Source organism: Methylobacterium tarhaniae, from assembly GCF_001043955.1.
Lineage (GTDB): Bacteria > Pseudomonadota > Alphaproteobacteria > Rhizobiales > Beijerinckiaceae > Methylobacterium > Methylobacterium tarhaniae.
This window is the reverse complement of sequence record NZ_LABZ01000122.1, coordinates 81,125-102,062: the sequence shown is the minus strand read 5'-3', so window position 1 is coordinate 102,062 and position 20,938 is coordinate 81,125. Positions and strand designations below refer to the sequence as shown.

At 71.4% G+C, this 20,938-nt stretch carries 19 protein-coding genes; 14 read left to right on the top strand and 5 right to left on the bottom strand.

Annotated elements, in window-relative coordinates:
* Nucleotides 1–217: 217 nt before the first annotated feature.
* The 3 genes from VQ03_RS17360 to rpsT all read right to left on the bottom strand — a co-directional run bounded on the left by VQ03_RS17360 (nucleotide 218) and on the right by rpsT (nucleotide 4,380).
* Nucleotides 218–2,242, bottom strand: a complete 2,025-nt coding sequence (locus tag VQ03_RS17360) for an ATP-binding protein (RefSeq protein ID WP_083468060.1) — start codon at nucleotides 2,240–2,242, stop codon at nucleotides 218–220.
* 140 nt (nucleotides 2,243–2,382) lie between these two features.
* Nucleotides 2,383–3,921, bottom strand: coding sequence for a YifB family Mg chelatase-like AAA ATPase (locus VQ03_RS17355; protein ID WP_048452140.1), 1,539 nt, complete (start codon nucleotides 3,919–3,921; stop codon nucleotides 2,383–2,385).
* A gap of 183 nt (nucleotides 3,922–4,104) precedes the next feature.
* Nucleotides 4,105–4,380 (bottom strand): 30S ribosomal protein S20, encoded by a 276-nt coding sequence (rpsT, locus tag VQ03_RS17350; RefSeq protein ID WP_048452139.1) that lies wholly within the window; start codon nucleotides 4,378–4,380, stop codon nucleotides 4,105–4,107.
* Between the two features lie 226 nt (nucleotides 4,381–4,606).
* Between rpsT and VQ03_RS17345 the strand changes: the two genes are divergently transcribed.
* From VQ03_RS17345 to VQ03_RS17330, 4 genes are all read left to right on the top strand, one after another.
* Nucleotides 4,607–4,822: a glycine zipper 2TM domain containing protein gene (locus VQ03_RS17345; RefSeq protein WP_048452138.1), complete on the top strand. Its 216-nt coding sequence runs from the start codon at nucleotides 4,607–4,609 to the stop codon at nucleotides 4,820–4,822.
* A gap of 88 nt (nucleotides 4,823–4,910) precedes the next feature.
* A complete protein-coding gene (gene queC, locus VQ03_RS17340; protein WP_048452137.1) occupies nucleotides 4,911–5,618 on the top strand; it encodes a 7-cyano-7-deazaguanine synthase QueC in 708 nt (235 codons plus the stop codon).
* A 77-nt stretch (nucleotides 5,619–5,695) separates the two neighbouring features.
* The gene (locus tag VQ03_RS17335; RefSeq protein ID WP_048452136.1) at nucleotides 5,696–6,862 is read left to right on the top strand and encodes an acetyl-CoA acetyltransferase; all 1,167 of its coding nucleotides are present in this window, start codon (nucleotides 5,696–5,698) and stop codon (nucleotides 6,860–6,862) included.
* A gap of 118 nt (nucleotides 6,863–6,980) precedes the next feature.
* Nucleotides 6,981–8,261, top strand: a complete 1,281-nt coding sequence (locus VQ03_RS17330) for an MFS transporter (protein WP_048452135.1) — start codon at nucleotides 6,981–6,983, stop codon at nucleotides 8,259–8,261.
* Here VQ03_RS17330 and VQ03_RS17325 read toward each other — a convergent pair.
* A complete protein-coding gene (locus tag VQ03_RS17325) occupies nucleotides 8,203–8,475 on the bottom strand; it encodes a BolA family protein (protein WP_048452134.1) in 273 nt (90 codons plus the stop codon). The genes VQ03_RS17330 and VQ03_RS17325 overlap by 59 nt on opposite strands.
* Nucleotides 8,476–8,609: 134 nt before the next feature.
* Here VQ03_RS17325 and VQ03_RS17320 point away from each other — a divergent pair, with 134 nt between their 5' ends.
* The 3 genes from VQ03_RS17320 (at nucleotide 8,610) to cobT (ending at nucleotide 12,506) form a co-directional block, all read left to right on the top strand.
* Nucleotides 8,610–9,236 carry a J domain-containing protein gene (locus VQ03_RS17320; protein ID WP_048452133.1) on the top strand — a complete coding sequence of 209 codons (627 nt, stop codon included), beginning with the start codon at nucleotides 8,610–8,612 and terminating at the stop codon, nucleotides 9,234–9,236.
* A gap of 221 nt (nucleotides 9,237–9,457) precedes the next feature.
* Nucleotides 9,458–10,441, top strand: a complete 984-nt coding sequence (gene cobS, locus VQ03_RS17315; RefSeq protein ID WP_048452132.1) for a cobaltochelatase subunit CobS — start codon at nucleotides 9,458–9,460, stop codon at nucleotides 10,439–10,441.
* Nucleotides 10,442–10,604: 163 nt separating this feature from the next.
* Nucleotides 10,605–12,506 (top strand): cobaltochelatase subunit CobT, encoded by a 1,902-nt coding sequence (gene cobT, locus VQ03_RS17310; RefSeq protein WP_048452131.1) that lies wholly within the window; start codon nucleotides 10,605–10,607, stop codon nucleotides 12,504–12,506.
* A gap of 285 nt (nucleotides 12,507–12,791) precedes the next feature.
* Here cobT and rpmB read toward each other — a convergent pair whose 3' ends face one another.
* Nucleotides 12,792–13,082 (bottom strand): 50S ribosomal protein L28, encoded by a 291-nt coding sequence (gene rpmB / locus VQ03_RS17305; protein WP_048434774.1) that lies wholly within the window; start codon nucleotides 13,080–13,082, stop codon nucleotides 12,792–12,794.
* 434 nt (nucleotides 13,083–13,516) lie between these two features.
* On the opposite strand from rpmB, the gene VQ03_RS17300 reads away from it, so the two are divergent.
* The 7 genes from VQ03_RS17300 (at nucleotide 13,517) to VQ03_RS17270 (ending at nucleotide 20,777) form a co-directional block, all read left to right on the top strand.
* A complete protein-coding gene (locus VQ03_RS17300) occupies nucleotides 13,517–14,056 on the top strand; it encodes a hypothetical protein (protein ID WP_048452130.1) in 540 nt (179 codons plus the stop codon).
* A gap of 58 nt (nucleotides 14,057–14,114) precedes the next feature.
* Nucleotides 14,115–15,014, top strand: coding sequence for a DUF3108 domain-containing protein (locus VQ03_RS17295; RefSeq protein WP_048452129.1), 900 nt, complete (start codon nucleotides 14,115–14,117; stop codon nucleotides 15,012–15,014).
* A gap of 3 nt (nucleotides 15,015–15,017) precedes the next feature.
* Nucleotides 15,018–15,347, top strand: a complete 330-nt coding sequence (locus tag VQ03_RS31050) for a hypothetical protein (RefSeq protein WP_053078626.1) — start codon at nucleotides 15,018–15,020, stop codon at nucleotides 15,345–15,347.
* 88 nt (nucleotides 15,348–15,435) lie between these two features.
* Nucleotides 15,436–18,945 carry a helicase-related protein gene (locus tag VQ03_RS17285; RefSeq protein ID WP_048452128.1) on the top strand — a complete coding sequence of 1,170 codons (3,510 nt, stop codon included), beginning with the start codon at nucleotides 15,436–15,438 and terminating at the stop codon, nucleotides 18,943–18,945.
* A 9-nt stretch (nucleotides 18,946–18,954) separates the two neighbouring features.
* Nucleotides 18,955–19,248, top strand: coding sequence for an RNA-binding S4 domain-containing protein (locus VQ03_RS17280; RefSeq protein ID WP_048452127.1), 294 nt, complete (start codon nucleotides 18,955–18,957; stop codon nucleotides 19,246–19,248).
* Between the two features lie 160 nt (nucleotides 19,249–19,408).
* The gene (fdxA, locus tag VQ03_RS17275) at nucleotides 19,409–19,747 is read left to right on the top strand and encodes a ferredoxin FdxA (RefSeq protein ID WP_048445664.1); all 339 of its coding nucleotides are present in this window, start codon (nucleotides 19,409–19,411) and stop codon (nucleotides 19,745–19,747) included.
* Nucleotides 19,748–20,189: 442 nt separating this feature from the next.
* Nucleotides 20,190–20,777, top strand: a complete 588-nt coding sequence (locus VQ03_RS17270) for a CarD family transcriptional regulator (RefSeq protein WP_048452126.1) — start codon at nucleotides 20,190–20,192, stop codon at nucleotides 20,775–20,777.
* Nucleotides 20,778–20,938 lie beyond the last annotated feature (161 nt).

Below are 20,938 nucleotides of genomic sequence, written 5' to 3'. Positions count from 1 at the left end.
CAAGCACGCACGCATTCCCTCCTCACGACCCTCACGACGAAGCCCGCCAGAACCTTCTGGCGGGCTTCGTCGCGTTCAAGCCCCCTCGCCTCACGGCGACCGACGCTTTGCAAGGGTCTTCACCCGATTCAGGACGAGTGGCTTGGGATGCCCACAGCCTCCAACCAGGGTGAGCGCTGCGGGACCCACCGTCCCTCCACAGCGCTCGGGGGATGCATCACGCCGCCTGCGCTTCCAGGAGCGGCGGCAGGGCCTTGAGATCGAGGGGCTTCGACAGGAAGCCGTCAAAGCCGGCATCGAGGGCAGCGGCCTGATCCTCGGCCTGGACGTTGGCGGTCAATGCCACGAGGCGAAGGCGTGGGAGACGATGTTCCGCCTCGTGAGCGCGCACCTGACGCGCCGCTTCGAGCCCGTCGAGGATGGGCATGCGGATATCGACCAGGGCAAGGTCGAACTGCGTCGCAGAGGTCGCCGCCTCCTGAAGCCGTGCGACGGCTTCCGCGCCGTCCCGGGCCCAGAGCACGACGGCACCGAGGCGCTCGAGGGCTTTGGTGGCGAGGAGCGCGTTGATCGGGTTGTCCTCCGCCAGCAGCACCCGCGGCCGGCGCGAGGATGGCCGCACGGCGCCCTCTCGGGCGGCCGGGGCGCGAGTGGGCGGCGGTGTCGGCTCGGCCAGACGAGCGAGGAGAGAGGTGAGGCGAACCGGCTTGATCAGGTAACGGTCGAAGCCGGCGGCAGCCGGAGAGCCGAACTCGCGCCGGTCGAAGGGTGACAGCAGCACGATGCTGCGGCTCACGCCGGCCTGTCGCGCCGCGGCCGCGATGCCGCGCACCGCCGCATCGCCGAGGGCGCGGTCGGCGACCACCGCCGCGAAGGCCTCGCCAGAGAGGGCCGTGACGGCCTCGGCCGCGCTTTCGACCACCACCGCCTCGGCGCCGGCCCGGCCGAGACGCCGCGCGATGTAGGGCGCCTCGAAGGCCGCGGCAGCGACCACCAGAACGCGCTGTCCGTCGAGGCTCGGCGGTAGCTGTCGAGTCCGGTCTGGCCCCTTGCTCAAGGGCAGATGCACCCGGAAACAGCTCCCCTCACCCGGGCACGACGTGACGGCGAGCCGGCCGCCCATGCGGTCGACGAGGCGTTGCGTGATCGCGAGGCCGAGGCCGGTGCCCTCGTGCCGCCGGCTGGCACTGCCGTCCCCCTGCTCGAATTCCTGGAAAAGCATCGGCAGTCGCTCCTCCGGGATGCCGGGGCCGGTATCGTGCACGGCGACCGTGAGCCCATCGGCCTCCCAGGCGGCCGTCACGCCGACACCGCCCGCCTCCGTAAACTTCACCGCGTTGCCGGCGAGGTTGATCAGGATCTGGCGCACCCGGTCCGCATCGCCGATCACGGTCGCGGGCAGCGCCTCGATGTCGGCGGCGATTTCCAGCCCCTTGTCCTGGGCGCGGGGCGCCAGCAGCTCCACGACGCTCTCCACCAGGGCCGCCGGGTCGAACGGCTCCGCCGCGAGGTCGAGGCGGCCGGCCTCGATCTTGGAGAAGTCGAGGATGCCGTCGATGAGCGACAGAAGCGCTTCGCCAGAGGTCTTCACCGCCTCGGCATAGGTGCGCTGCTCGGGGTTCAGGGGCGTGTCGAGCATCAGGTCGGCCATGCCCATGATGCCGTTGAGCGGCGTCCGGAACTCGTGGCTGACGCTCGCGATGAAGCGCGACTTCGCCACGCTCGCGGCCTCGGCCCGGCTGCGGGCCTCCTCGAGAAAGCGGGCGGCTTCGACCCGTTCGGTGACGTCCCGGCCGGCCCGCAGCATCTCGGCCCGCCCGTCGCGTCCGACCGTCACGGTCTCCACGAAGGCGAACCAGCGCGAGGGGCCGCCACCGGCCGGCTGGATCGCGAGGTCGACCAGGCGGGCGCCGTCGGCACGCTGGTGCATCACGCCGCTCTCGACCACGTCGGCCTCCCGCATGGTGCCCAGCAACGCCTCGGGCGTCGTGCCGAGCAGGTCGGCGAAGCCGCGATTGGCGAAGGTGATCCGGCCTTCCAGATCCCTCTGGACGACGAGCTCGATCTGCGCCTCGACCAGGCTGCGATAACGCTCCTCGCTCTCGGAGGTCCGCCAAACGAGGTCGTGCAGGCGTTCGACCTCCCCCTCGCGCCAGCTCCGGGTGAGACGGTCGCTTCTCCACCGCGCCGCCAGCCAGGCAAGAACGGCGACGAGCCCGATCGCCACGCAGAGCCACACCATCCCGCATCCTCCAGGGCACAGTCGCGGCGCGAGGATGGCGGATGGAGCTGAAAGATGAGTGGGGAAAGTGGCTTAGCGAGGTCTTCGGTCCATCGCGAGAATCCTGCGGACCGCGGCGACGTTCCGTTAACCAGGATGCATCACGCCGCTGCCGGCCGCCGGTCCGAGCGGCTGCGATAGGACAGGGCCTCGGCGAGATGCAGCCGGCGCACCCGCGCCTCGCCGTCGAGGTCGGCGAGCGTCCGGGCGACGCGCAGCACCCGGTGGAAGCCGCGGGCGGAGAGCCGCATGGCGTCGGCGGCGTCCCGGATCAGCGCCATCCCCTCCGCGTCGGGCCGGGCCGCCTCCTCGATCAGGGTCGCCGGGCAGGAGGCGTTGGTGGTGCCGGCGGGCTGGCCGACCTCGGCGTAGCGACGCTCCTGGAGGCTCCGCGCCGCGGCGACCCGGGCGGCGGCCTCGGCTGAACCTTCGTCCGGCGGCGGCAGGATCAGGTCGGCGGCGGTGACGGCCGGCACCTCGATCTGAAGGTCGATGCGGTCGAGGAGCGGGCCGGAGAGCCGGGCCTGGTACTGGGCGACGCAGCGCTCGTTGGGCCCGCGCCGGCAGGCGAAGCCGGGCTCCGTGGCCTGGCCGCAACGGCACGGATTCATCGCGGCCACCAGCTGGAACCGGGCCGGGTAGGTCACCCGGTGGTTGGCCCGGGCGATCATCACGTTGCCGGTTTCCAGGGGCTGGCGCAGGGAATCGAGCACCTGCCCGTTGAACTCGGGCAATTCGTCGAGGAAGAGCACGCCGCCATGGGCGAGCGACACCTCGCCGGGCCGGGCGCCGATGCCGCCGCCGACCAGAGCCGCCATCGAGGCCGAGTGATGCGGCGCCCGGAACGGCCGGCGGTTCGACAGCGCGCCGTCCTTCAGCGTACCGGCGACCGACTGGATCATCGAGACTTCGAGCAGCTCACGCGGCCCGAGCGGCGGCAGGATCGAGGGCAGCCGGGCGGCCAGCATCGACTTGCCGGCCCCGGGCGGGCCGTTCATCAGGAGATTGTGCGCGCCGGCCGCCGCGATCTCCAGCGCGCGCTTGGCGCCCTCCTGGCCCTTGATCTCGCGCAGGTCCGGCAGCGCGCCGGCGGGGGCGGCCACCGCCGGCACCGGCCGGGCCATCACCTGCGTGCCCTTGAAGTGGTTGGCCAGCTGGATCAGCGAGCGCGGTGCCAGCACGTCCATGTCGCCGGCGGCCCAGGCGGCCTCCGGGCCGCTCGCCGCCGGACAGATCAGGCCGAGGCCCCGGGCATTGGCCGCCATCGCCGCCGGCAACACCCCGGCGACTGCCGTGAGGCTGCCGTCGAGCGCCAGTTCCCCGAGCACGCAATAGCCCGAGAGCGCGTCCGCCGGCAGGGCGCCGATGGCGCACATCATCCCGAGCGCGATCGGCAGGTCGTAATGCGAGCCTTCCTTTGGCAGGTCGGCGGGGGCGAGGTTGACGGTGATGCGCTTGGCCGGCAGCGCCAGGCCGGAGGCGATCAGCGCCGAGCGCACCCGCTCGCGGGACTCCGCCACCGCCTTGTCGGGCAGCCCGACCACCGTGAAGGCGACGGCACCGGGCGTGATCTGCACCTGCACGTCGACGGCACGCGCCTCGATCCCCTCGAAGGCGACGGTGGCGACGCGGGTGACCATGCGGAGAAGGCCTTCAGGCTGGCTTGCTGCCGCAACGTTAGTTCGCGGGCCGCACCGGCACAACCCGGATCCGCAAAAGAGCTTTGCAGACACGAAAAAGCCCGGCACGGGGCCGGGCCATTTCCTCTCGTCCTCGGGGCCTCACCTCACGCGCCGCGGGGGGCGGGCCCTCGGGGCCAGGCCTTACGCCTGGGCCGCCTGGAGGCCCTTCACGCGGGCGGCGAGGCGCGAGACCTTCCGCGAAGCGGTGTTCTTGTGCACGATCCCCTTCTGGGACGCGCGCATGATCTCCGGCTCGGCGCTGCGCAGGGCAGTCAGGGCGTTGCCGTGATCGCCGGCCTCGATCGCCTCCTCGACCTTGCGGATGAAGGTGCGCATGCGGCTGCGGCGCGAGCGGTTGACTGCCGTACGCTTGGCAATCTTGCGGGTCATCTTCTTGGCCGACACGGTGTTGGCCATCGGCGTTCCTCATTCTCAAAGCGAGGCCCGAGCGATCCCGGCGGGATCGTGGCGTCGCGTGTCAGGGCATGGAAGCACGGGCAACCCGCCGGGCGAAAGCCCGCAGGTCCGCGAGCCGCGGTCTATAGACGCGACGGACCGGTCCGTCAACGCCGGAACGCACCCGGCCATGGAACACCCTGCCCGGTCAATGGTTGAGGTTCCCACACAGACACGGGAGCTTCCCATGATCCGTTCCGCTTCCCTCCTCGCCGCCGGGCTCCTCGCCGTCGCAGGCGTCGCGATCCCGCACCAGGCCGAGGCCAAGGGCTGCATCAAGGGCGCCATCGTCGGCGGGCTTGCCGGCAAGGCGGTCGGCCACGGCAAGGCCGGTGCGGCGGCGGGCTGCGCGGTGGGCCACCACAACGCCAACAAGAAGGCGAACCAGGCGCAAGGGCAGTGAGCGCGGGCCGTTAGGCCGCGCTCGCGCCTCGGGCTTATAAGGAGGGCGGCTCCGGGACGCGGAGCCGCCCTTCTCTCGTGGAGCCTGCATGACGTCCCCCGACGGCGCCCTGGTCCTGTTCTCCGGTGGACAGGATTCCGCCACCTGCCTCGCCTGGGCCCTCGACCGCTTCGCCCATGTCGAGACCCTCGGCTTCGATTACGGCCAGCGCCACCGGATCGAGCTGGATTGCCGGGCTTCCTTGCGCGCCGAGATGACCCGGATCGTGCCGGCCTTCGCCGGGCGCCTGGGCGAGGACCACACTTTGTCCTTGAGCGCCCTCGGCGAGGTGTCCGAGACTGCCCTGACCCGGGAGACCGCCATCGCCATGGAGGCGGGCGGGCTGCCCAACACCTTCGTGCCGGGCCGCAACCTCGTCTTCCTCACCTTCGCGGCCGCCCTCGCCTACCGGCGCGGCCTGCGCCACATCGTCGGCGGCATGTGCGAGACGGATTTCTCCGGCTATCCCGATTGCCGCGACGACACGATCAAGGCGCTGCAGGTGGCGCTGAACCTCGGCATGGATCGCCGCTTCGTCCTGCACACGCCGCTGATGTGGATCGACAAGGCCGAGACCTGGCGGCTCGCCCGCGACCTCGGCGGCGAGGCGCTGGTCGATCTCATCGTACGCGAGAGCCATACCTGCTACCTCGGCGAGCGCGGCGCGCTGCACGCATGGGGCCATGGCTGCGGCGCCTGCCCGGCCTGCTCGTTGCGCGCCGCCGGCTATGCGCGTTTCCGCGCCGAGGATGCGTGAGCGGCGCTTGCGGGCCGCCCTTCCGTTGCGCAGAGTGCGCCGCAAACACGGCAAGGTGAATACGGGAGGAGACCATCATGACCGCCTGCATCGTCGGCTGGAGCCACACGCCCTTCGGCAAGCACGATTCCGAGACCGTCGAGAGCCTGATCGTGCGCGTCGCCAACGAGGCGATGGCGCATGCGGGGATCGGCCCGCAGGACGTCGACGAGATCGTGCTCGGCCACTACAATGCCGGGTTCACGCCGCAGGACTTCACCGCCTCGCTGGTGCTCCAGGCCGATGACGGGTTCCGGTTCAAGCCGGCGACCCGGGTCGAGAATGCCTGCGCCACCGGCTCGGCCGCGGTGCATCAGGGCATCAAGACCATCGAGGCCAAGCGCGCCCGGGTGGTGCTGGTGGTCGGCGTCGAGCAGATGACCCGCACGCCGGGCCCGGAGATCGGCCGCACCCTGCTCAAGGCCTCTTATTTGCCGGAGGACGGCGACAACCCGGCGGGCTTCGCCGGCGTGTTCGGCAACATCGCGGGTGCCTATTTCCAGCGCCACGGCGACCAATCCGACGCGCTGGCGATGATCGCCGCCAAGAACCACCAGAACGGCGTCCAGAACCCCTACGCGCAGATGCGCAAGGACCTCGGCTTCGACTTCTGCCGCACCGAGTCCGACAAGAACCCCTTCGTCGCCGGCCCGCTCAAGCGCACCGATTGCTCGCTGGTCTCGGACGGCGCCGCGGCCGTGGTGCTGGCCGATACCGAGACGGCGCTCCGCATGCGCCGCGCCGTCGCCTTCCGGGCCACCGCCCACGCGCAGGACTTCCTGCCGATGTCGAAGCGCGACGTGCTGAAGTTCGAGGGCGCCGCCACCGCCTGGGCCCGCGCCCTGGCCCAGGCCGGCATCACCCTCGACGACCTGTCCCTCGTCGAGACCCACGACTGCTTCACGGTCGCGGAGCTGATCGAGTACGAGGCGATGGGCCTGACCAAGGAGGGCCGCGGCGCCGACGCGATCCGCGAGGGCTGGACCACCAAGGAGGGCAAGCTGCCGGTGAACCCGTCCGGCGGGCTGAAGGCCAAGGGCCACCCGATCGGCGCCACCGGCGTGTCGATGCACGCCCTCTCGGCGATGCAGCTCTGCGGCGATGCCGGCGGCATGCAGATCCCGGACGCGACGCTCGCCGGCGTGTTCAACATGGGCGGCGTCGCGGTGGCGAACTACGTCAGCGTGCTCGAGCGCATCAAGTAAGGGATCGGAGCCTCACCCGATCACGGAGCGGTCGGGTGAGGCTCCGCGGTGTCGGTCATGTCGCCTTCCGACGAAGCGGTCTCCGCTTCATCGGAATGGCTATGGGGGTCGCAGGGCCATGACGGCGTTCCTGGTCCTGCTGCTCGCCTACACGATCAGCCAGTTCGACCGCGGCTTCCTGGCGATGGTCGCGCCCGATCTCGGGCCCGACCTCGGCTTGGCACCCTCCGACCTGGCGCTGCTCTCGGCGGGCTGGTTCCTGGCCTTCGCCGCCGGCCAGGTGCCGACCGGGCTCCTCCTCGACCGGATCGGGCCGCGGCGCACCGTGGCGGGCTTCCTGGTCGTCGCGGCGTTCGGTGCGGCCTCCTTGGGGCTGTCGCGGGGGTTTTCCGGCGCGGCGACCGCGATGGCGCTGATCGGGCTCGGCTGCGCGCCGGCCCTGATGGGCGGGCTCTACCTGTTCGGGCGGTCCTATCCCCCTGAGCGCTTCGCCATGCTGTCCTCGCTGATGATCGGGCTCGGCACCTCGGGGGACCTCCTCGGCTCGACGCCGCTGGCGCTGGCGAGCCACGCCTTCGGCTGGCGCACCATCCTGTTCGGGCTCTGTGCCGTCACCCTGGCGGCGGCAGGGCTGGTGCTGTGGCTGATCGAGGACCCGCCGCGTCTGGCCGACCCGCCCAAGACCTCGGTCTGGCGGGGCTTTGCCGAGGTCGCCCGGATGCGGGCCCTGTGGCCGGTCTTTCCCGTGGTGTTCGTGAGCTATGCCGTCGTCATCGCGACGCGCTCGCTCTGGGTCGGATCCTATCTCGGCGGCGTCCACGGCCTCGATGCGCTTGCGCGCGGCAACGGCACGCTTGCGATGAGCGCCGCGATGGCGGCGGGCGCCATCGGGTACGGGCCGCTGGAGCGGCTGGTGCGCGATCCGAAGCGCACGGCGCTCGGTGGCTGCCTCGTCACCGGGCTGGCGCTCTCGGTGCTCGGCCTGTTCGGCGGCGGCTCGACCGCCCTCGCGGTGGCGCTGCTGGCGCTCACCGGCGCGGCGGGCCTGAGCTACGGCATCCTGATGGCCCATGCCCGGCTTTTCTTCCCCGCCCACCTGCTCGGGCGCGGCGTCGCCTTCATGAACATCGTCTTCATGGGCGGGGCGGCGGCCGTGCAGGGTCTTTCGGCCCTGTTCGTGCTGGGCACGGACGGGCTCGCGCCGGACGCCCTCTACGGCCGGCTGTTCCTGGCGTATGGGCTGGCGCTGCTGGCGGCGACGGCAGTCTATGCGTTCGCGCCGCGGGAGCCGGTATTCGGGGCGATCGTCCCGGCCGACGCGGAGCGGGGATCGTCAGCCCCTACCCCGCCTCCCCCGGCGTCCGCGCCCGCAGGGCCAGGGCGTGCAGGCCGCGCTTGAAGGCGTCGTCCAGGAGGGCGTTCACCATGCGGTGGCGCTCGACCCGGCTCTTTCCCTCGAAGGCCGCCGACACCACATCTAGGCGGAAGTGAGTTTCTCCCCCCTCGCGCCAGCCGGAATGGCCGGCATGCTGGTGTGATTCGTCGACGACGCTGAGCGCCGTCGGCGCCAGACGCTCCTCCAGCGTCGTCCTGATCCAGTCGCCCAGGCTCATCGCGCACCCGTCCTTAACCTGCTTCGGCTCGACTGACCGGAGCGGGCGTTCCCCGTCAAGCCGTCCGGTTCCGCCTGCGGCATCAGGCCCGGAGGCCTTGTGCCCGCCCCGCCGCCCCTCATAATCGCCCCGTCATGGATCTGAACTCGCCCCTGTTCGACCGCATCCGCATCCGGCCCTCCTGCGACGAGCCGAAGAAGGCCGAGGGTCCGGCCTGCGACCGGCCGGGCTGCACCCAGCCCGGGCTGCACAAGGCGCCCAAGGGGCGCAAGCAGGAGGGCCAGTACTGGCGCTTCTGCATGCAGCACGTGCGCGAGTACAACGCCTCGTACAATTACTTCGACGGGATGAACGACGCCGCCGTCCAGGCCTACCAGAAGGACGCGGTCATCGGGCACCGGCCGACCTGGGCGATGGGCGTCAACCCGGGGGGCAAGACCGGTCCGAAGCCCGACGCGCCCCAGCGCGACTGGGACTACGTCGATCCGCTCGGCATCCTGCGCGGCGAGGGCGCCGGCCCGGCTGCCTCGCGCCGCGCCCGCGCCGAGCCGCCGCCGCCGCGCTACTCCGCCCCGGTGCGCAAGGCCCTCGACGTGCTCGGCCTCGACGAGAGCGCGGACCCGGCCGCCGTCAAGGCGCAGTACAAGGTGCTGGTGAAGCGCTTCCACCCGGATGCCAATGGCGGCGACCGCTCCTTCGAGGACCGCCTGCGCGACATCATCAAGGCCCACGACACCCTGCGGGCCGCCGGGCTGTGCTGACCGGACTATGGCCCAGGGACGAACGGGCACGGATCTCGCATCCCTGATCCGCGGCGGAAGGGGCTCGAAACGCGGCGCCTCCCCCATATATCCGGGTGAGGCACGTTTGCGCCGGCTCCCCCCGCAGATTAATGACATGCGGCGCCCGCCGGACTCTCCCGCGCCGTCGCGACATCCGCAGGACGCCCATGGAGGGGCGGCCTGCCCCGACGAGGCTTCGTATGCTTGCTGAGAAGACGCCACCCGCTCTCCCGGACACGACCGTGTCGGTGCGCAAGGTGTTCGGGATCGATTCGAACCTCGAAGTGCCGGCCTACTCGGCCACCGACGAGCACGTGCCGGATCTCGACCCCGACTACCTGTTCGATCGCGAGACCACCCTGGCGATCCTGGCGGGCTTCGCCCGCAATCGCCGGGTGATGATCACCGGCTATCACGGCACCGGCAAGTCCACCCATGTCGAGCAGGTCGCCGCGCGGCTGAACTGGCCCTGCGTGCGCATCAACCTCGACAGCCACGTCTCGCGCATCGATCTCGTCGGCAAGGACGCGATCGTGCTGCAGGAGGGCAAGCAGGTCACCGCCTTCCAGGACGGCATCCTGCCCTGGGCGTTGCAGAACAACGTGGCGCTGGTCTTCGACGAGTACGATGCCGGCCGGCCGGACGTGATGTTCGTGATCCAGCGCGTGCTCGAAGTGTCGGGCCGCCTGACGCTCCTCGACCAGAAGCGGGTGATCCGTCCCCATCCGGGCTTCCGCCTGTTCGCCACCGCCAACACGGTCGGCCTCGGCGACACGTCGGGCCTGTATCACGGCACCCAGCAGATCAACCAGGGCCAGATGGACCGCTGGTCGATCGTCACCACCCTCAACTACCTGCCGCACGACCGCGAGGTCGACATCGTGCTGTCCAAGGCGCCGCATTACCGCGGCGAGGGCGGGCGCGACGTCGTCAACAAGATGGTGCGCGTGGCCGACCTCACCCGCAATGCCTTCATCAACGGCGACCTCTCGACCGTGATGAGCCCGCGCACGGTGATCACCTGGGCCGAGAACGCCGACATCTTCAACGATATCGGCTTCGCGTTCCGGGTGACCTTCCTCAACAAGTGCGACGAGCTGGAGCGCGCGCTGGTGGCCGAGTTCTACCAGCGCTCCTTCGGCAAGGAGCTGCCCGAGAGTGCGGTCAACGTCGCGCTGAGCTGACGGCGTCGGAGCCGTCACCCGGCGGCGGGGTTCCGCTGCGCCAGCGCCGCTTCGTGGCGCCGCCGCAGCGGGGCCGCCCCTGGAGGGACGAGCCCCGGCGCTTGCCAGCAGGCCCCCGACGCCGCGCCCCTTCGACCTCGACTCGCTGAAGAAGTAGCCTCGCATGTCCATCTCCAACCGCAAGCCCGGCGAGAAGCGCGAGTCCGTCGCCGAGCCGCTGAAGCGCTCGGTGGCCGGGACGCTGCGGGCCATCGCCCGCAAGGCCGAGATCGAGGTCACCTTCGCGACCGACCGGCCGGCCCTCACCGGCGACAAGGCCCGCCTGCCCGAGCCGCCGCGCAAGCTCGCACCCGGCGACGTGGCGATCCTGCGCGGCCACGCCGATTCGATGGCGCTCCGCCTCGCCTGCCACGACAACGCCGTCCACCGCCGCCTCGCCCCGGAGAATGCCGCCGCCCGCGCGGTCTTCGATGCCGTCGAGCAGGCCCGGGTCGAGGCGATCGGCTCGCGCCGGATGGCGGGTGTGGCCGGCAACCTCACGGCCATGCTGGAGGACCGCTACCACCGCGGCGGCAAGTACGAGGAGATCACCGACCGGGCCGACGCGCCGCTGGAGGACGCGGTCGCCCTGATGGTGCGCGAGCGCCTGACCGGCCAGGCTCCGCCGCAGGCGGCGCAGCGCATCGTCGGGCTGTGGCGCGAGTTCATCGAGGACCGGGCCGGGCGCAACCTCGACGGGCTCCTGGGGACACTGGAAGACCAGCGCGCCTTCGCCCGATCGGTGCGCGACCTGCTCTCCTCCCTCGACATGGCGGACGAGGCCCCCCTCGATCCCGACGACGACGAGAACGACGACGAGAACGAGGCCGAGTCCGACGAGCAGCAGGCCGGCGAGGGCGAGGCCGAGCAGCAGAGCCAGGGCGACCGGGCCGAGATGGAGGTCTCGGACGAGGCCTCCGACGAGATCGAGGAAGGCGCCACCGAGGCCGCCGACGCCCCCTCCGGCGAATTGCCGGAGGATGCGGAGGACGCCGACTCGGAAGAGGCTTCCGAGTCCTGGCGCCCGCCGGGCCCGCGGGCGAACGAGCCCCGGGGCCCGGATTACAAGGTCTTCTCGCAGAAATACGACGAGGTGATCCACGCCGAGGACCTGTGCGACGCCGACGAGCTGGCGCGCCTGCGCTCCTACCTCGACAAGCAGCTCGCCCATCTCCAGGGCGTGGTCGGGCGCCTCGCCAACCGCCTCCAGCGGCGCCTGCTGGCGCAGCAGAACCGCGCCTGGGAGTTCGACCTGGAGGAAGGCCAGCTCGATCCGGCCCGCCTGGTGCGCGTCGTGATCGACCCGTTCCAGCCTCTGTCCTTCAAGCACGAGAAGGACACGAATTTCCGTGACACGGTCGTCACCCTGCTCCTCGACAATTCGGGCTCGATGCGCGGCCGGCCGATCACCGTGGCGGCGACCTGTGCCGACATCCTCGCCCGCACGCTGGAGCGCTGCGGCGTCAAGGTCGAGATCTTAGGGTTCACCACGAGGGCCTGGAAGGGCGGGCAGTCGCGCGAGGCGTGGCTGCAAGCGGGCAAGCCGCCGACCCCGGGACGCCTCAACGACCTACGCCACATCGTCTACAAGTCGGCCGACGCGCCGTGGCGCCGGGCGCGCAAGAATCTCGGCCTGATGATGCGCGAGGGACTGCTCAAGGAGAACATCGACGGCGAGGCCCTGGACTGGGCCCACAAGCGCCTGCTCGGCCGGCCCGAGCAGCGCCGCATCCTGATGGTGATCTCAGACGGCGCGCCGGTCGACGACTCGACCCTCTCGGTCAATCCGGGCAACTACCTGGAGCGCCACCTGCGCTACGTGATCGACGAGATCGAGACCCGCTCGCCGGTGGAGCTTCTGGCCATCGGCATCGGCCACGACGTGACCCGGTACTACCGCCGCGCCGTCACCATCATCGACGCCGAGGAGCTCGGCGGCGTGATGACCGAGAAGCTGGCGGAGCTGTTCGAGGAGGATGCCGGTCCTGCGCCGGCGCGCCGGATGGCGGCGGGTGGGCGGCGGTAGGCTTCGCTCGCTCACGACCTCGTCCTGAGGCCGGCTTGATGGATCGTGGTGGTCGATCGGGCCGATACGCCTATCACCTCACCACGCCATCCCGGGTTCTCGCCGGGTTCTCGTCCTCGACGAGCACCGGGATGACGTGGAGGGTCTGAGTTCCGTCGGACGGGATGAACGGTGCATCGATGGCACCGTGAACCAACGCGAAAAACCCCCGGGCGCCGTCGGCGCATCCGGGGGTTTTTGTCATCCCTGGCGACGGAGGCGCTGGGCGCCTCCACCGCGAAAAAATCAGGCCGCCTCGGCGAGCTTCTTCTCGATCTCGCGCTTCAGCAGGCGAGCGTTCTGCGACAGGTCGGTCTCGCCGGCCTTGATCAGGAACGCATCGAGGCCGCCGCGGTGCTCGACCGAGCGCAGGGCGTTCGCCGAGACGCGCAGGCGCACCGAGCGGCCGAGCGTGTCGGAGAGCAGGGTGACGTTGCACAGGTTCGGGAGGAACCGGCGCTTGGTCTTGCGGTTCGAGTGGCTCACGAGGTGGCCGGTGAGCACCCCCTTACCGGTGAGCTCGCAGCGACGCGACATGGTCTTCTATCCTCAACTGGTCATCGTTCGGCGAGGGACCACGCAACGCGAGAGCCGGGTGTGCAGCGCACCCCGGCGAGAACCGGACCCCGCGAAGTCCCTGGAAAGCACGCGCCTATAGAGGGGGAATGCGGGTCTCGTCAAGGCGCAGGCTCCGAACGCGACGGGGAACGGCGGCCCTCGTCCGGCGGACCGGTGTCGAGCGGGCCCCGCGCGAGAGTTGCGCCAGGGCCTGTGGCCCCGATTTCCGCAGCTGTGAACGAGGCCGCCGCAAGTTGTCCACCGGATCGGTACCGATCTCGGCCGCGAGGCGGCGGGCGCCACGTCACGCTCTTGATTGTCCCTCGACATCCCGGCATCCCGGAGGACGGCAATCGACTGCGTATGAAGCCGAATGGGCGCTCCGCATATATCGGTCGTGCGAGGGGTCCGTCATGGCCGGGACCAGCTTTCTCGCCTGCATCGATGCGGTCTACGCGGCCAGCCTCGATCCCGGTCTGTGGCCGGAGGCGCTCGCCCGGGTGTCGGAGGTCACTTCGTCGGTCGGTGCCCTGCCGATTCCCGTCGTCCCGGCCGAGGCGGTTCCTCTCGTCGTCTCGGAGCGGCTCACGGAGGCGAATCGCGATTACGGGGCTGGCTGGTCGCAGTACGACAGCCGGGTCCGCGCCAGCCACCGTCTCGCCCTCAGGCCGGGCCTGCTCCTCACCGATGCGGCGCTGTTCACCCCCGAGGAGATCGCCCGGGACCCGTTCTACCAGGAGTCCCTGCGGCGCCATGGACTCGGCTTCGGCACCTACCGGCTGATTCCCGACGGGGCCGGCGCCCTCGCCTCGGTTTCGCTTCAACGCCAAGCTCGGCCTCTCGCGCCAGGGCGAACTCGTCGCCCTCGTGACGCGGCTCTCCGGCTGGACGCGTCCCGACCGCCCGCAGGCGCTCGGAGAGACGGTCCATTAACCTTGATTGCGTCACGATAGGGCCAGATTTTCCCCGCTTCATCGGTGGCGGGTGACGGCGTTCGAGATCGGTTCCCCTATGCGTTCCAAGGCCTTCCTCTCGCTCGCCCTCGCGGCGGGGCTCGCCCTCCCGGCCGGCGAGGCGGCGCCGGCCAAGGCCGCGCGGGGCCGCGCACCGAAGGCCGGCGAGACCGCCGTCACGGTCGATTACGGCATCATGCTGGCGGGGATGCCGATCGGGACGGCGCAGGTCACCGGGTCGGTGCAGGGCCCGCGCTACACCATGGATGTCAGCGCCCGCCTCACCGGCCTCGTCGGGGCGATCACAGGCGGCTACGGCTCGGGCCGGGCGAGCGGCACGGTGGCGGCCCGGCCGGTGCCGGCCGCCTTCGCGCTCTCCTCCAACAGCGCCAGCGCCTCGATCACCGTGCGCATGGCGCTCGCCCGCGGCAACGTCGTCGCCTCCGACATCACCCCCCCGCTGGTGCCGGACCCGGAGCGGGTCACCGTCAGCGAGGTGCACAAGCGCGGCATCATCGATCCGGTGAGCGCCCTGATGATGCCGGCCCAAGGCCGCGGCGACCTCACCGACCCGCAGAACTGCAACCGCACCATCCCGGTCTTCGACGGCGCGAGCCGGTTCAACGTGGTGCTGAGCTACGGCGAGACCCGCAGCGTCCAGAAGCCCGGCTATGCCGGCCCGGTCCTGGTCTGCAACGCCCGCTACCAGCCGATCGCCGGCCATCGGCCGGATCGGCCGGGGGTGAAGTTCATGGAGGAGAACACCGAGATGTCGGTGTGGCTCGCCCCCGTCGAGGGAGCGCGGGTGCTGCTTCCCCTGCGCATCGCCGTACGCACCCAGCTCGGCCTCAACATCATCGAGGCGACGCGCTGGGCCCAGAGCGGGGGCCCGGGCGCCCCGGAGGCCACCGTGCAGGCCGCGGCGCAGAATCCGGGAACGCCGGCCGACGGGCGCTGAGGCATGCGCGCCCTCGCCCTTCTCATCCTGCTGGCCCCGCTCCCGGCGCTGGCCGGCGGGCCCGATTGCGGCGGCGACGCCTATTCCTCGGCGACGATCGGCCCGAACCCGCCGGGTCCGCTCACGGCCGTGCCCGACACGCTCTGCGCCGACCTGGAGCAGGGCCAGGCACCCGGCACCCGCATCGAGATCATCGCTCCCGGCCTCGCCCCGCCCTCCCCGTATGGCGATCCGTACAGCAATCCGTATGGCGATCGGTACGCTCCCGCCCCATATGACGGGAGGCCGCTGCTCGGGCCACGGCCGCGGGGCGGTCGCGATCCGGAGCGCTGAAGGGGTCGCGCGACGATCCCGGGACCGGGCTCGGGACGGCGCGGCGGCCCCTGCCGGAGCCTAGCCCCGAGGATATCCGTTCATCGCGATGACGCGCCGTTCCCTCTCACCGCAGGCCCGCTTGCGCGGCGCCACGGCGGTGCTCGGTCCCACCAATACCGGCAAGACCCACCTCGCCATCGAGCGGATGCTCGGCCACCCGACCGGCATGATCGGCCTGCCGCTGCGGCTGCTCGCCCGCGAGGTCTATCACCGCGTGGTCGAGCGGGTCGGCCCCGAGCGGGTCGCCCTCGTCACCGGCGAGGAGAAGATCAAGCCGAACCGGCCGAGCTACTGGATCTGCACCGCCGAGGCGATGCCGCGGGACAATCAGGTGGATTTCGTCGGGATCGACGAGATCCAGCTCGGTGCCGACCGCGACCGCGGCCATACCTTCACCGACCGGCTGCTGCACCAGCGCGGCCGCGAGGAGACGCTGCTGATCGGCTCGGCGACGATGGAGCCCCTGGTCCAGTCGCTGATTCCGGGCATCCACGTCACGACCCGCCCGCGCCTGTCGCAGCTGAGCTTCGCCGGCAGCCGCAAGCTGTCGCGCCTGCCCCATCGCAGCGCCATCGTGGCGTTCTCGGCAGAGGAGGTCTACGCCATCGCGGAGCTGCTGCGGCGCCAGCGCGGCGGCGCAGCGGTGGTGCTCGGCGCCCTCTCGCCGCGCACCCGCAACGCCCAGGTCGAGCTCTACCAGTCCGGCGAGGTCGATTACCTCGTGGCGACCGACGCGGTCGGCATGGGCCTCAACCTCGACGTCGACCACGTCGCCTTCGCGTCGAACCGCAAATACGACGGCACGCGCTTTCGCGACCTCTCCCCCTCCGAGATGGCGCAGATCGCGGGACGCGCCGGGCGCCACCTGCGCGACGGCACCTTCGGCACCACCGGCCGCTGCCCGCCGATGGAGGCCGAGATGGTCGAGGCGCTGGAGGGCCACACCTTCGAGCCGCTGCGCATGCTGCAATGGCGCAACCCGGACCTCGATTTCGGCTCGATCGACGCCCTGCGCCGCAGCCTCGGCGAGCACCCGACCGAACGCGGCCTGACCCGCGCGCCGACCGGCGACGACGAGGCCGCCCTCGACCTCCTGGCCAAGGAGGACGACATCCGCGACTACGCCACCTCGAAGAGCGCGGTCGAGCGGCTCTGGGCGGTGTGCGGCGTGCCGGATTACCGCAAATCCGCGATCCAGACCCATGCCGACCTCATCGCCCAGCTCTTCCGCTTCCTGATGCGCGGCATGGCCGGGCGGATCCCGGTCGACTGGTTTTCCCAGCACGTGGCGATGGTCGACCGCACCGACGGGGACATCGACGCCCTGTCGCAGCGCATCGCCCACGTGCGCACTTGGACCTTCGTGGCGAACCGGCCCGACTGGCTCGCCGACCCGGAGCATTGGCAGGGCGAGACGCGTCGGGTAGAGGACAGGCTGTCCGACGCCCTGCACGAGCGGCTGGCGAGTCGATTCGTCGATCGGCGCACCAGCGTGCTGATGCGGCGCCTGAGAGAGAATACCATGTTGGAAGCTGAGATCACCGCGGGCGGCGACGTGACGGTCGAGGGACAGCACGTCGGCCACCTGCACGGATTCCAGTTCGTGCCGGATCCCGGCGCCGAGGGCCAGGAAGCCAAGACCCTGCGCAGCGCCGCCGAGAAGGCGCTGGCGAGCGAGATCGAGGCGCGGGCCGACAGGTTCGCCGCCGCGGCGGACGCGGCGCTGGTGCTCTCGAACGACGGCACGATCCGCTGGACCGGCAACCCGGTCGCCAAGCTCGTCCCGGGCGAGAAGCTCTACGCGCCCGGCCTGCGGCTGCTGGCCGACGAGCAGCTCACGGGCCCGGCCCGCGAGAAGGTCGAGACCCGGCTGAATGCCTGGCTCAAGGCGCATATCGTGCGCCTGCTCGGCCCCGCGCTCGAGCTCGAGACCGCCGCCGACCTGACGGGCCTCGCCCGCGGCATCGGCTTCCAGGTCGCGGAGGCCCTCGGCGTGCTGGAGCGCGCCAAGGTCCTCAACGAGATGCGCAGCCTCGACCAGGAGGGCCGCGCCGCCCTGCGCAAGCACGGCGTGCGGTTCGGCGCCTACCACATCACCATGCCGGCCTTGCTGAAGCCCGCGCCCCGCACCCTGGCGGCGCAGCTCTGGGCGCTCCAGAACGGCGGCCTCGACCAGCGCGGCCTCGACGAGATCGCCCACCTCGCCGGCTCCGGCCGCACCTCGATGCCGGTCGATCCCGAGATCGCCAAGGGCCTCTACCGCGCCGCCGGCTTCCGGGTCTGCGGCGGCCGGGCGGTGCGCGTCGACATCCTGGAGCGCCTGGCCGACCTGATCCGCCCGGCGATCACCTACGTGCCCGGCACCACCCCCGGCGAGCCGCCTCCGGGCGCGGCCGACAAGGACGGCTTCGTGCCGACCGTCGGCATGACCTCGCTGGTCGGCTGCTCGGGCGAGGATTTCGCCTCGATCCTGAAGTCGCTCGGCTACGTCGTCGACCGCCGGCCCGGCCCGGCCATCACCGTGCCGCTGCGCCCGGCCGCCCCGACGGTGCCAGTGCAGGCGAAGGCCGCGGAGACCGGAGAGGCGGCCGGCGAGGCGTCGGCCGAGGCGGCCGACTCCGCGGAGGCCGCGCCCGGCGACGAGGCGCAGGCCGAGGCCGTGACGGCGGAGGCGGCCCCGGCCGACGACGCCGCGCATCACGAGACCGCCGCCGAGACGGCCGAGATCCCGGCCGCCGAACCGGTGCAGGCCGAGGCGGCGGAACCGGTCCAGGAGACCTTGGCACAGGAATCGCCGGTCGAAGAGGTGCCGGCGCAAGAGGTGCCGGCGCAAGAGGCCGCGGCTCAGGAGGCCGTGGCCGAGGACGCTGCCGTCGAGGAACCCGTCTCCGAGGAGCCGGCTCAGGCCGAAGCCCCCGACGCCGCGCAGGCCGAGGCGGGCGAGCCGGCCGAAGGCGTCGAGGCTGCTGCCGCCGGCGAGACCACCCCTGCGGAGACCGCCGAGGCGACGGGCGAGCCGGCCGCACCGGCGGAGCCGGTCGTCATCGAAGTGTGGCGGATGCACCGCCACCAGCGCAACCACGCGCCGCGCCACCAGGGCCGCGGCCGGCCGCAGGACGGCCAGCAGCGCGAAGGGGGCCAACGCGACGGCCGCTCGCGCGGCTTCCCGCGCCCGGAGGGCGGCGAGGGCGCCCCGGCGGAGCAGCGCGCCCATCGCGCTCCCCGCGACGGCCAGCGCTGGGGCGACCGGCGACCGGGCGAGAACCGTGGCGAGAACCGCCCCGCCGGCGAAGGCCGGCCCGAGCACCGCTTCGAAGGCCGGGGCGGTGAGAACCGGGGCGAGGGCCGCCGCGACGGCCGTCCGCCGCGCGGGCCGCATCCGGGTGGGCGCGACGGCGGCCGGCCGCCCCAGGACCGGCGCGACGGCGCTCCCCGCGGCGGCATGCACGAGGCCCGGCCGCCACGGCGCGACCGCGCCCCGGATCCGGATTCGCCCTTCGCCAAGCTCCTCGCCCTCAAGGCGCAGATGGAGGCGAGGGACGGCGACAAGCGCTGACCGCGAGCCATGCGCGCGGACCGGCAGCGCCTCGACAAGTGGCTGTGGTTCGCGCGCTTCGCCAAGACGCGCTCCCTGGCCGCGCGCCTGATCGAGGACGGCTTCGTGCGGGTGAACGGCCAGCGGGCCGACGCCCCGTCCAAGGCCGTGGCGGTGGGCGACGTGATCACCGTCGCGGCCCAGCACGTCACGGCGGCGGTGCGGGTGCTCGATCTCGGCATGCGCCGGGGTCCCGCCCCGGAAGCCCGACTGCTCTATGCCGACCTCTCGGCCGACCTCTCGGCCGGCGAGGCGGAGGGGTGAGCGGCTCCGTGCGAAAGCGTGACGCGAAGGCGACGCGTCACGGCTACGCAACGCTGCCCCCCATGGGGCGGCTTGCAAGCCCGCCCGCCCGGGTCTAAGGCCCGCCCATACGCCCGGGTGCCGCGCGAGCGCCCATCTGCCTTCGAGGTTTCACCGGCCCATGACCTACGTCGTCACCGACAACTGCATCAAGTGCAAGTACATGGACTGCGTCGAGGTGTGTCCGGTCGACTGCTTCTACGAGGGCGAGAACATGCTCGTCATCCAGCCGGACGAGTGCATCGATTGCGGCGTGTGCGAGCCCGAATGCCCGGCCGAGGCGATCAAGCCCGACACCGAGCCGGGCCTGGAGAGCTGGCTGAAGCTGAACGCCGACATGGCGAAGAGCTGGCCGAACATCACCCAGAAGAAGGCCGCGCCGGCCGACGCCAAGGAATGGGACGGCAAGCCCGGCAAGTTCGAGGCGCATTTCTCGGCCAATCCCGGTTCGGGCGACTGAACGGACCTGCGCGGTTCCACCAAGGATCGCGCCGGAGCCGCCCGACCCCTTCCCGGGTCGCATGGCGGGTCTGCGAAGCTCCCGCCAAGCTGGTGAAACATGGTGCAAGGTGCCCGCGCAGCTATGCCGGGCGCCTGAATTTTTTTGATTTTCTGGCCTCTTCGTGCTAGCTTCCTGCTCGCCGTCGCTTTTCGTCCGACGTGCAGCCTCCGTCCACCGAGCGGGAATTTTTTCGATGGGACGAGGCGGCATGCGATCAGCCGAGGTGGATCTTATGCGGTCCGCAGCGCGTTCGGACGTTCCTTAGCTATGGTTTGACAGGGACTGGCGGGCGCCCCTCGGGATGTCCGGCAGGCGCGTATTTTTCGCCGGGTGCCCTGACCCGGATGAATGATCCGGTCGCGGACATTGCCGCGAACGGTGACCTGGAGGCCACCCCCGCATGACGACCGCCAAGAAGACGACAGCCGCCCGGCAGGGCTTCAAGACCGGCGAAGCGATCGTGTACCCGGCTCACGGTGTCGGCCGCATCACGGCGATCGAGGAGCAGGAGATCGCCGGCTACAAGCTCGAGCTGTTCGTGGTGTCGTTCGAGAAGGACAAGATGGTCCTGCGGGTCCCGACCGCCAAGGCGAACTCGGTCGGCATGCGCAAGCTCGCCGAGCCCGAGCTGGTCAAGAAGGCGCTCGACGTGCTCACCGGCCGCGCCCGGGTGAAGCGCACCATGTGGTCGCGCCGGGCCCAGGAATACGAGGCGAAGATCAATTCCGGCGACCTGATCGCCGTCACCGAGGTGGTGCGCGACCTCTACCGCTCCGACGCCCAGCCCGAGCAGTCCTATTCCGAGCGTCAGCTCTACGAGGCGGCCCTCGACCGGGTGGTGCGGGAGATCGCGGCGGTGAACCGCATCACCGACACCGAGTCGCTCAAGCTCATCGAGCAGAGTCTCGCCAAGTCGCCCCGCCGGGCCAAGGGCGCCGAGGCCGAGGCCGACGGCGAGGACCTGCAGGACGAGGCCGAGGCCGCCTGATCCCTGCTGCCTTCAAAGATCCAACGAGAGCCCGGCCCCGTGCCGGGCTTTCGCATTTCGAGGCCTTGGGCAACCATCCCCGTTCCAGAGCCACTGCCACCGCTTCGCCTCTCCGGCCTCCCGCCCCCACGATGTCTCGCATGATGCGCCGCGCGCACGAA

Excerpts from the sequence above, each read along its gene's own strand:
- VQ03_RS17270 (WP_048452126.1), top strand. The coding sequence starts at position 20,190 with ATGACGACCGCCAAGAAGACGACAGCCGCCCGGCAGGGCTTCAAGACC.
- cobT (WP_048452131.1), top strand. The coding sequence starts at position 10,605 with ATGTCCATCTCCAACCGCAAGCCCGGCGAGAAGCGCGAGTCCGTCGCC.
- rpmB (WP_048434774.1), bottom strand. The coding sequence starts at position 13,082 with ATGTCGCGTCGCTGCGAGCTCACCGGTAAGGGGGTGCTCACCGGCCAC.
- fdxA (WP_048445664.1), top strand. The coding sequence starts at position 19,409 with ATGACCTACGTCGTCACCGACAACTGCATCAAGTGCAAGTACATGGAC.
- VQ03_RS31050 (WP_053078626.1), top strand. The coding sequence starts at position 15,018 with ATGCGCGCCCTCGCCCTTCTCATCCTGCTGGCCCCGCTCCCGGCGCTG.
- VQ03_RS17320 (WP_048452133.1), top strand. The coding sequence starts at position 8,610 with ATGGATCTGAACTCGCCCCTGTTCGACCGCATCCGCATCCGGCCCTCC.
- VQ03_RS17355 (WP_048452140.1), bottom strand. The coding sequence starts at position 3,921 with ATGGTCACCCGCGTCGCCACCGTCGCCTTCGAGGGGATCGAGGCGCGT.
- VQ03_RS17345 (WP_048452138.1), top strand. The coding sequence starts at position 4,607 with ATGATCCGTTCCGCTTCCCTCCTCGCCGCCGGGCTCCTCGCCGTCGCA.
- cobS (WP_048452132.1), top strand. The coding sequence starts at position 9,458 with ATGCTTGCTGAGAAGACGCCACCCGCTCTCCCGGACACGACCGTGTCG.
- VQ03_RS17285 (WP_048452128.1), top strand. The coding sequence starts at position 15,436 with ATGACGCGCCGTTCCCTCTCACCGCAGGCCCGCTTGCGCGGCGCCACG.
- VQ03_RS17295 (WP_048452129.1), top strand. The coding sequence starts at position 14,115 with ATGCGTTCCAAGGCCTTCCTCTCGCTCGCCCTCGCGGCGGGGCTCGCC.
- VQ03_RS17360 (WP_083468060.1), bottom strand. The coding sequence starts at position 2,242 with ATGGTGTGGCTCTGCGTGGCGATCGGGCTCGTCGCCGTTCTTGCCTGG.
- queC (WP_048452137.1), top strand. The coding sequence starts at position 4,911 with ATGACGTCCCCCGACGGCGCCCTGGTCCTGTTCTCCGGTGGACAGGAT.
- VQ03_RS17280 (WP_048452127.1), top strand. The coding sequence starts at position 18,955 with ATGCGCGCGGACCGGCAGCGCCTCGACAAGTGGCTGTGGTTCGCGCGC.
- VQ03_RS17300 (WP_048452130.1), top strand. The coding sequence starts at position 13,517 with ATGGCCGGGACCAGCTTTCTCGCCTGCATCGATGCGGTCTACGCGGCC.
- VQ03_RS17330 (WP_048452135.1), top strand. The coding sequence starts at position 6,981 with ATGACGGCGTTCCTGGTCCTGCTGCTCGCCTACACGATCAGCCAGTTC.
- rpsT (WP_048452139.1), bottom strand. The coding sequence starts at position 4,380 with ATGGCCAACACCGTGTCGGCCAAGAAGATGACCCGCAAGATTGCCAAG.
- VQ03_RS17335 (WP_048452136.1), top strand. The coding sequence starts at position 5,696 with ATGACCGCCTGCATCGTCGGCTGGAGCCACACGCCCTTCGGCAAGCAC.
- VQ03_RS17325 (WP_048452134.1), bottom strand. The coding sequence starts at position 8,475 with ATGAGCCTGGGCGACTGGATCAGGACGACGCTGGAGGAGCGTCTGGCG.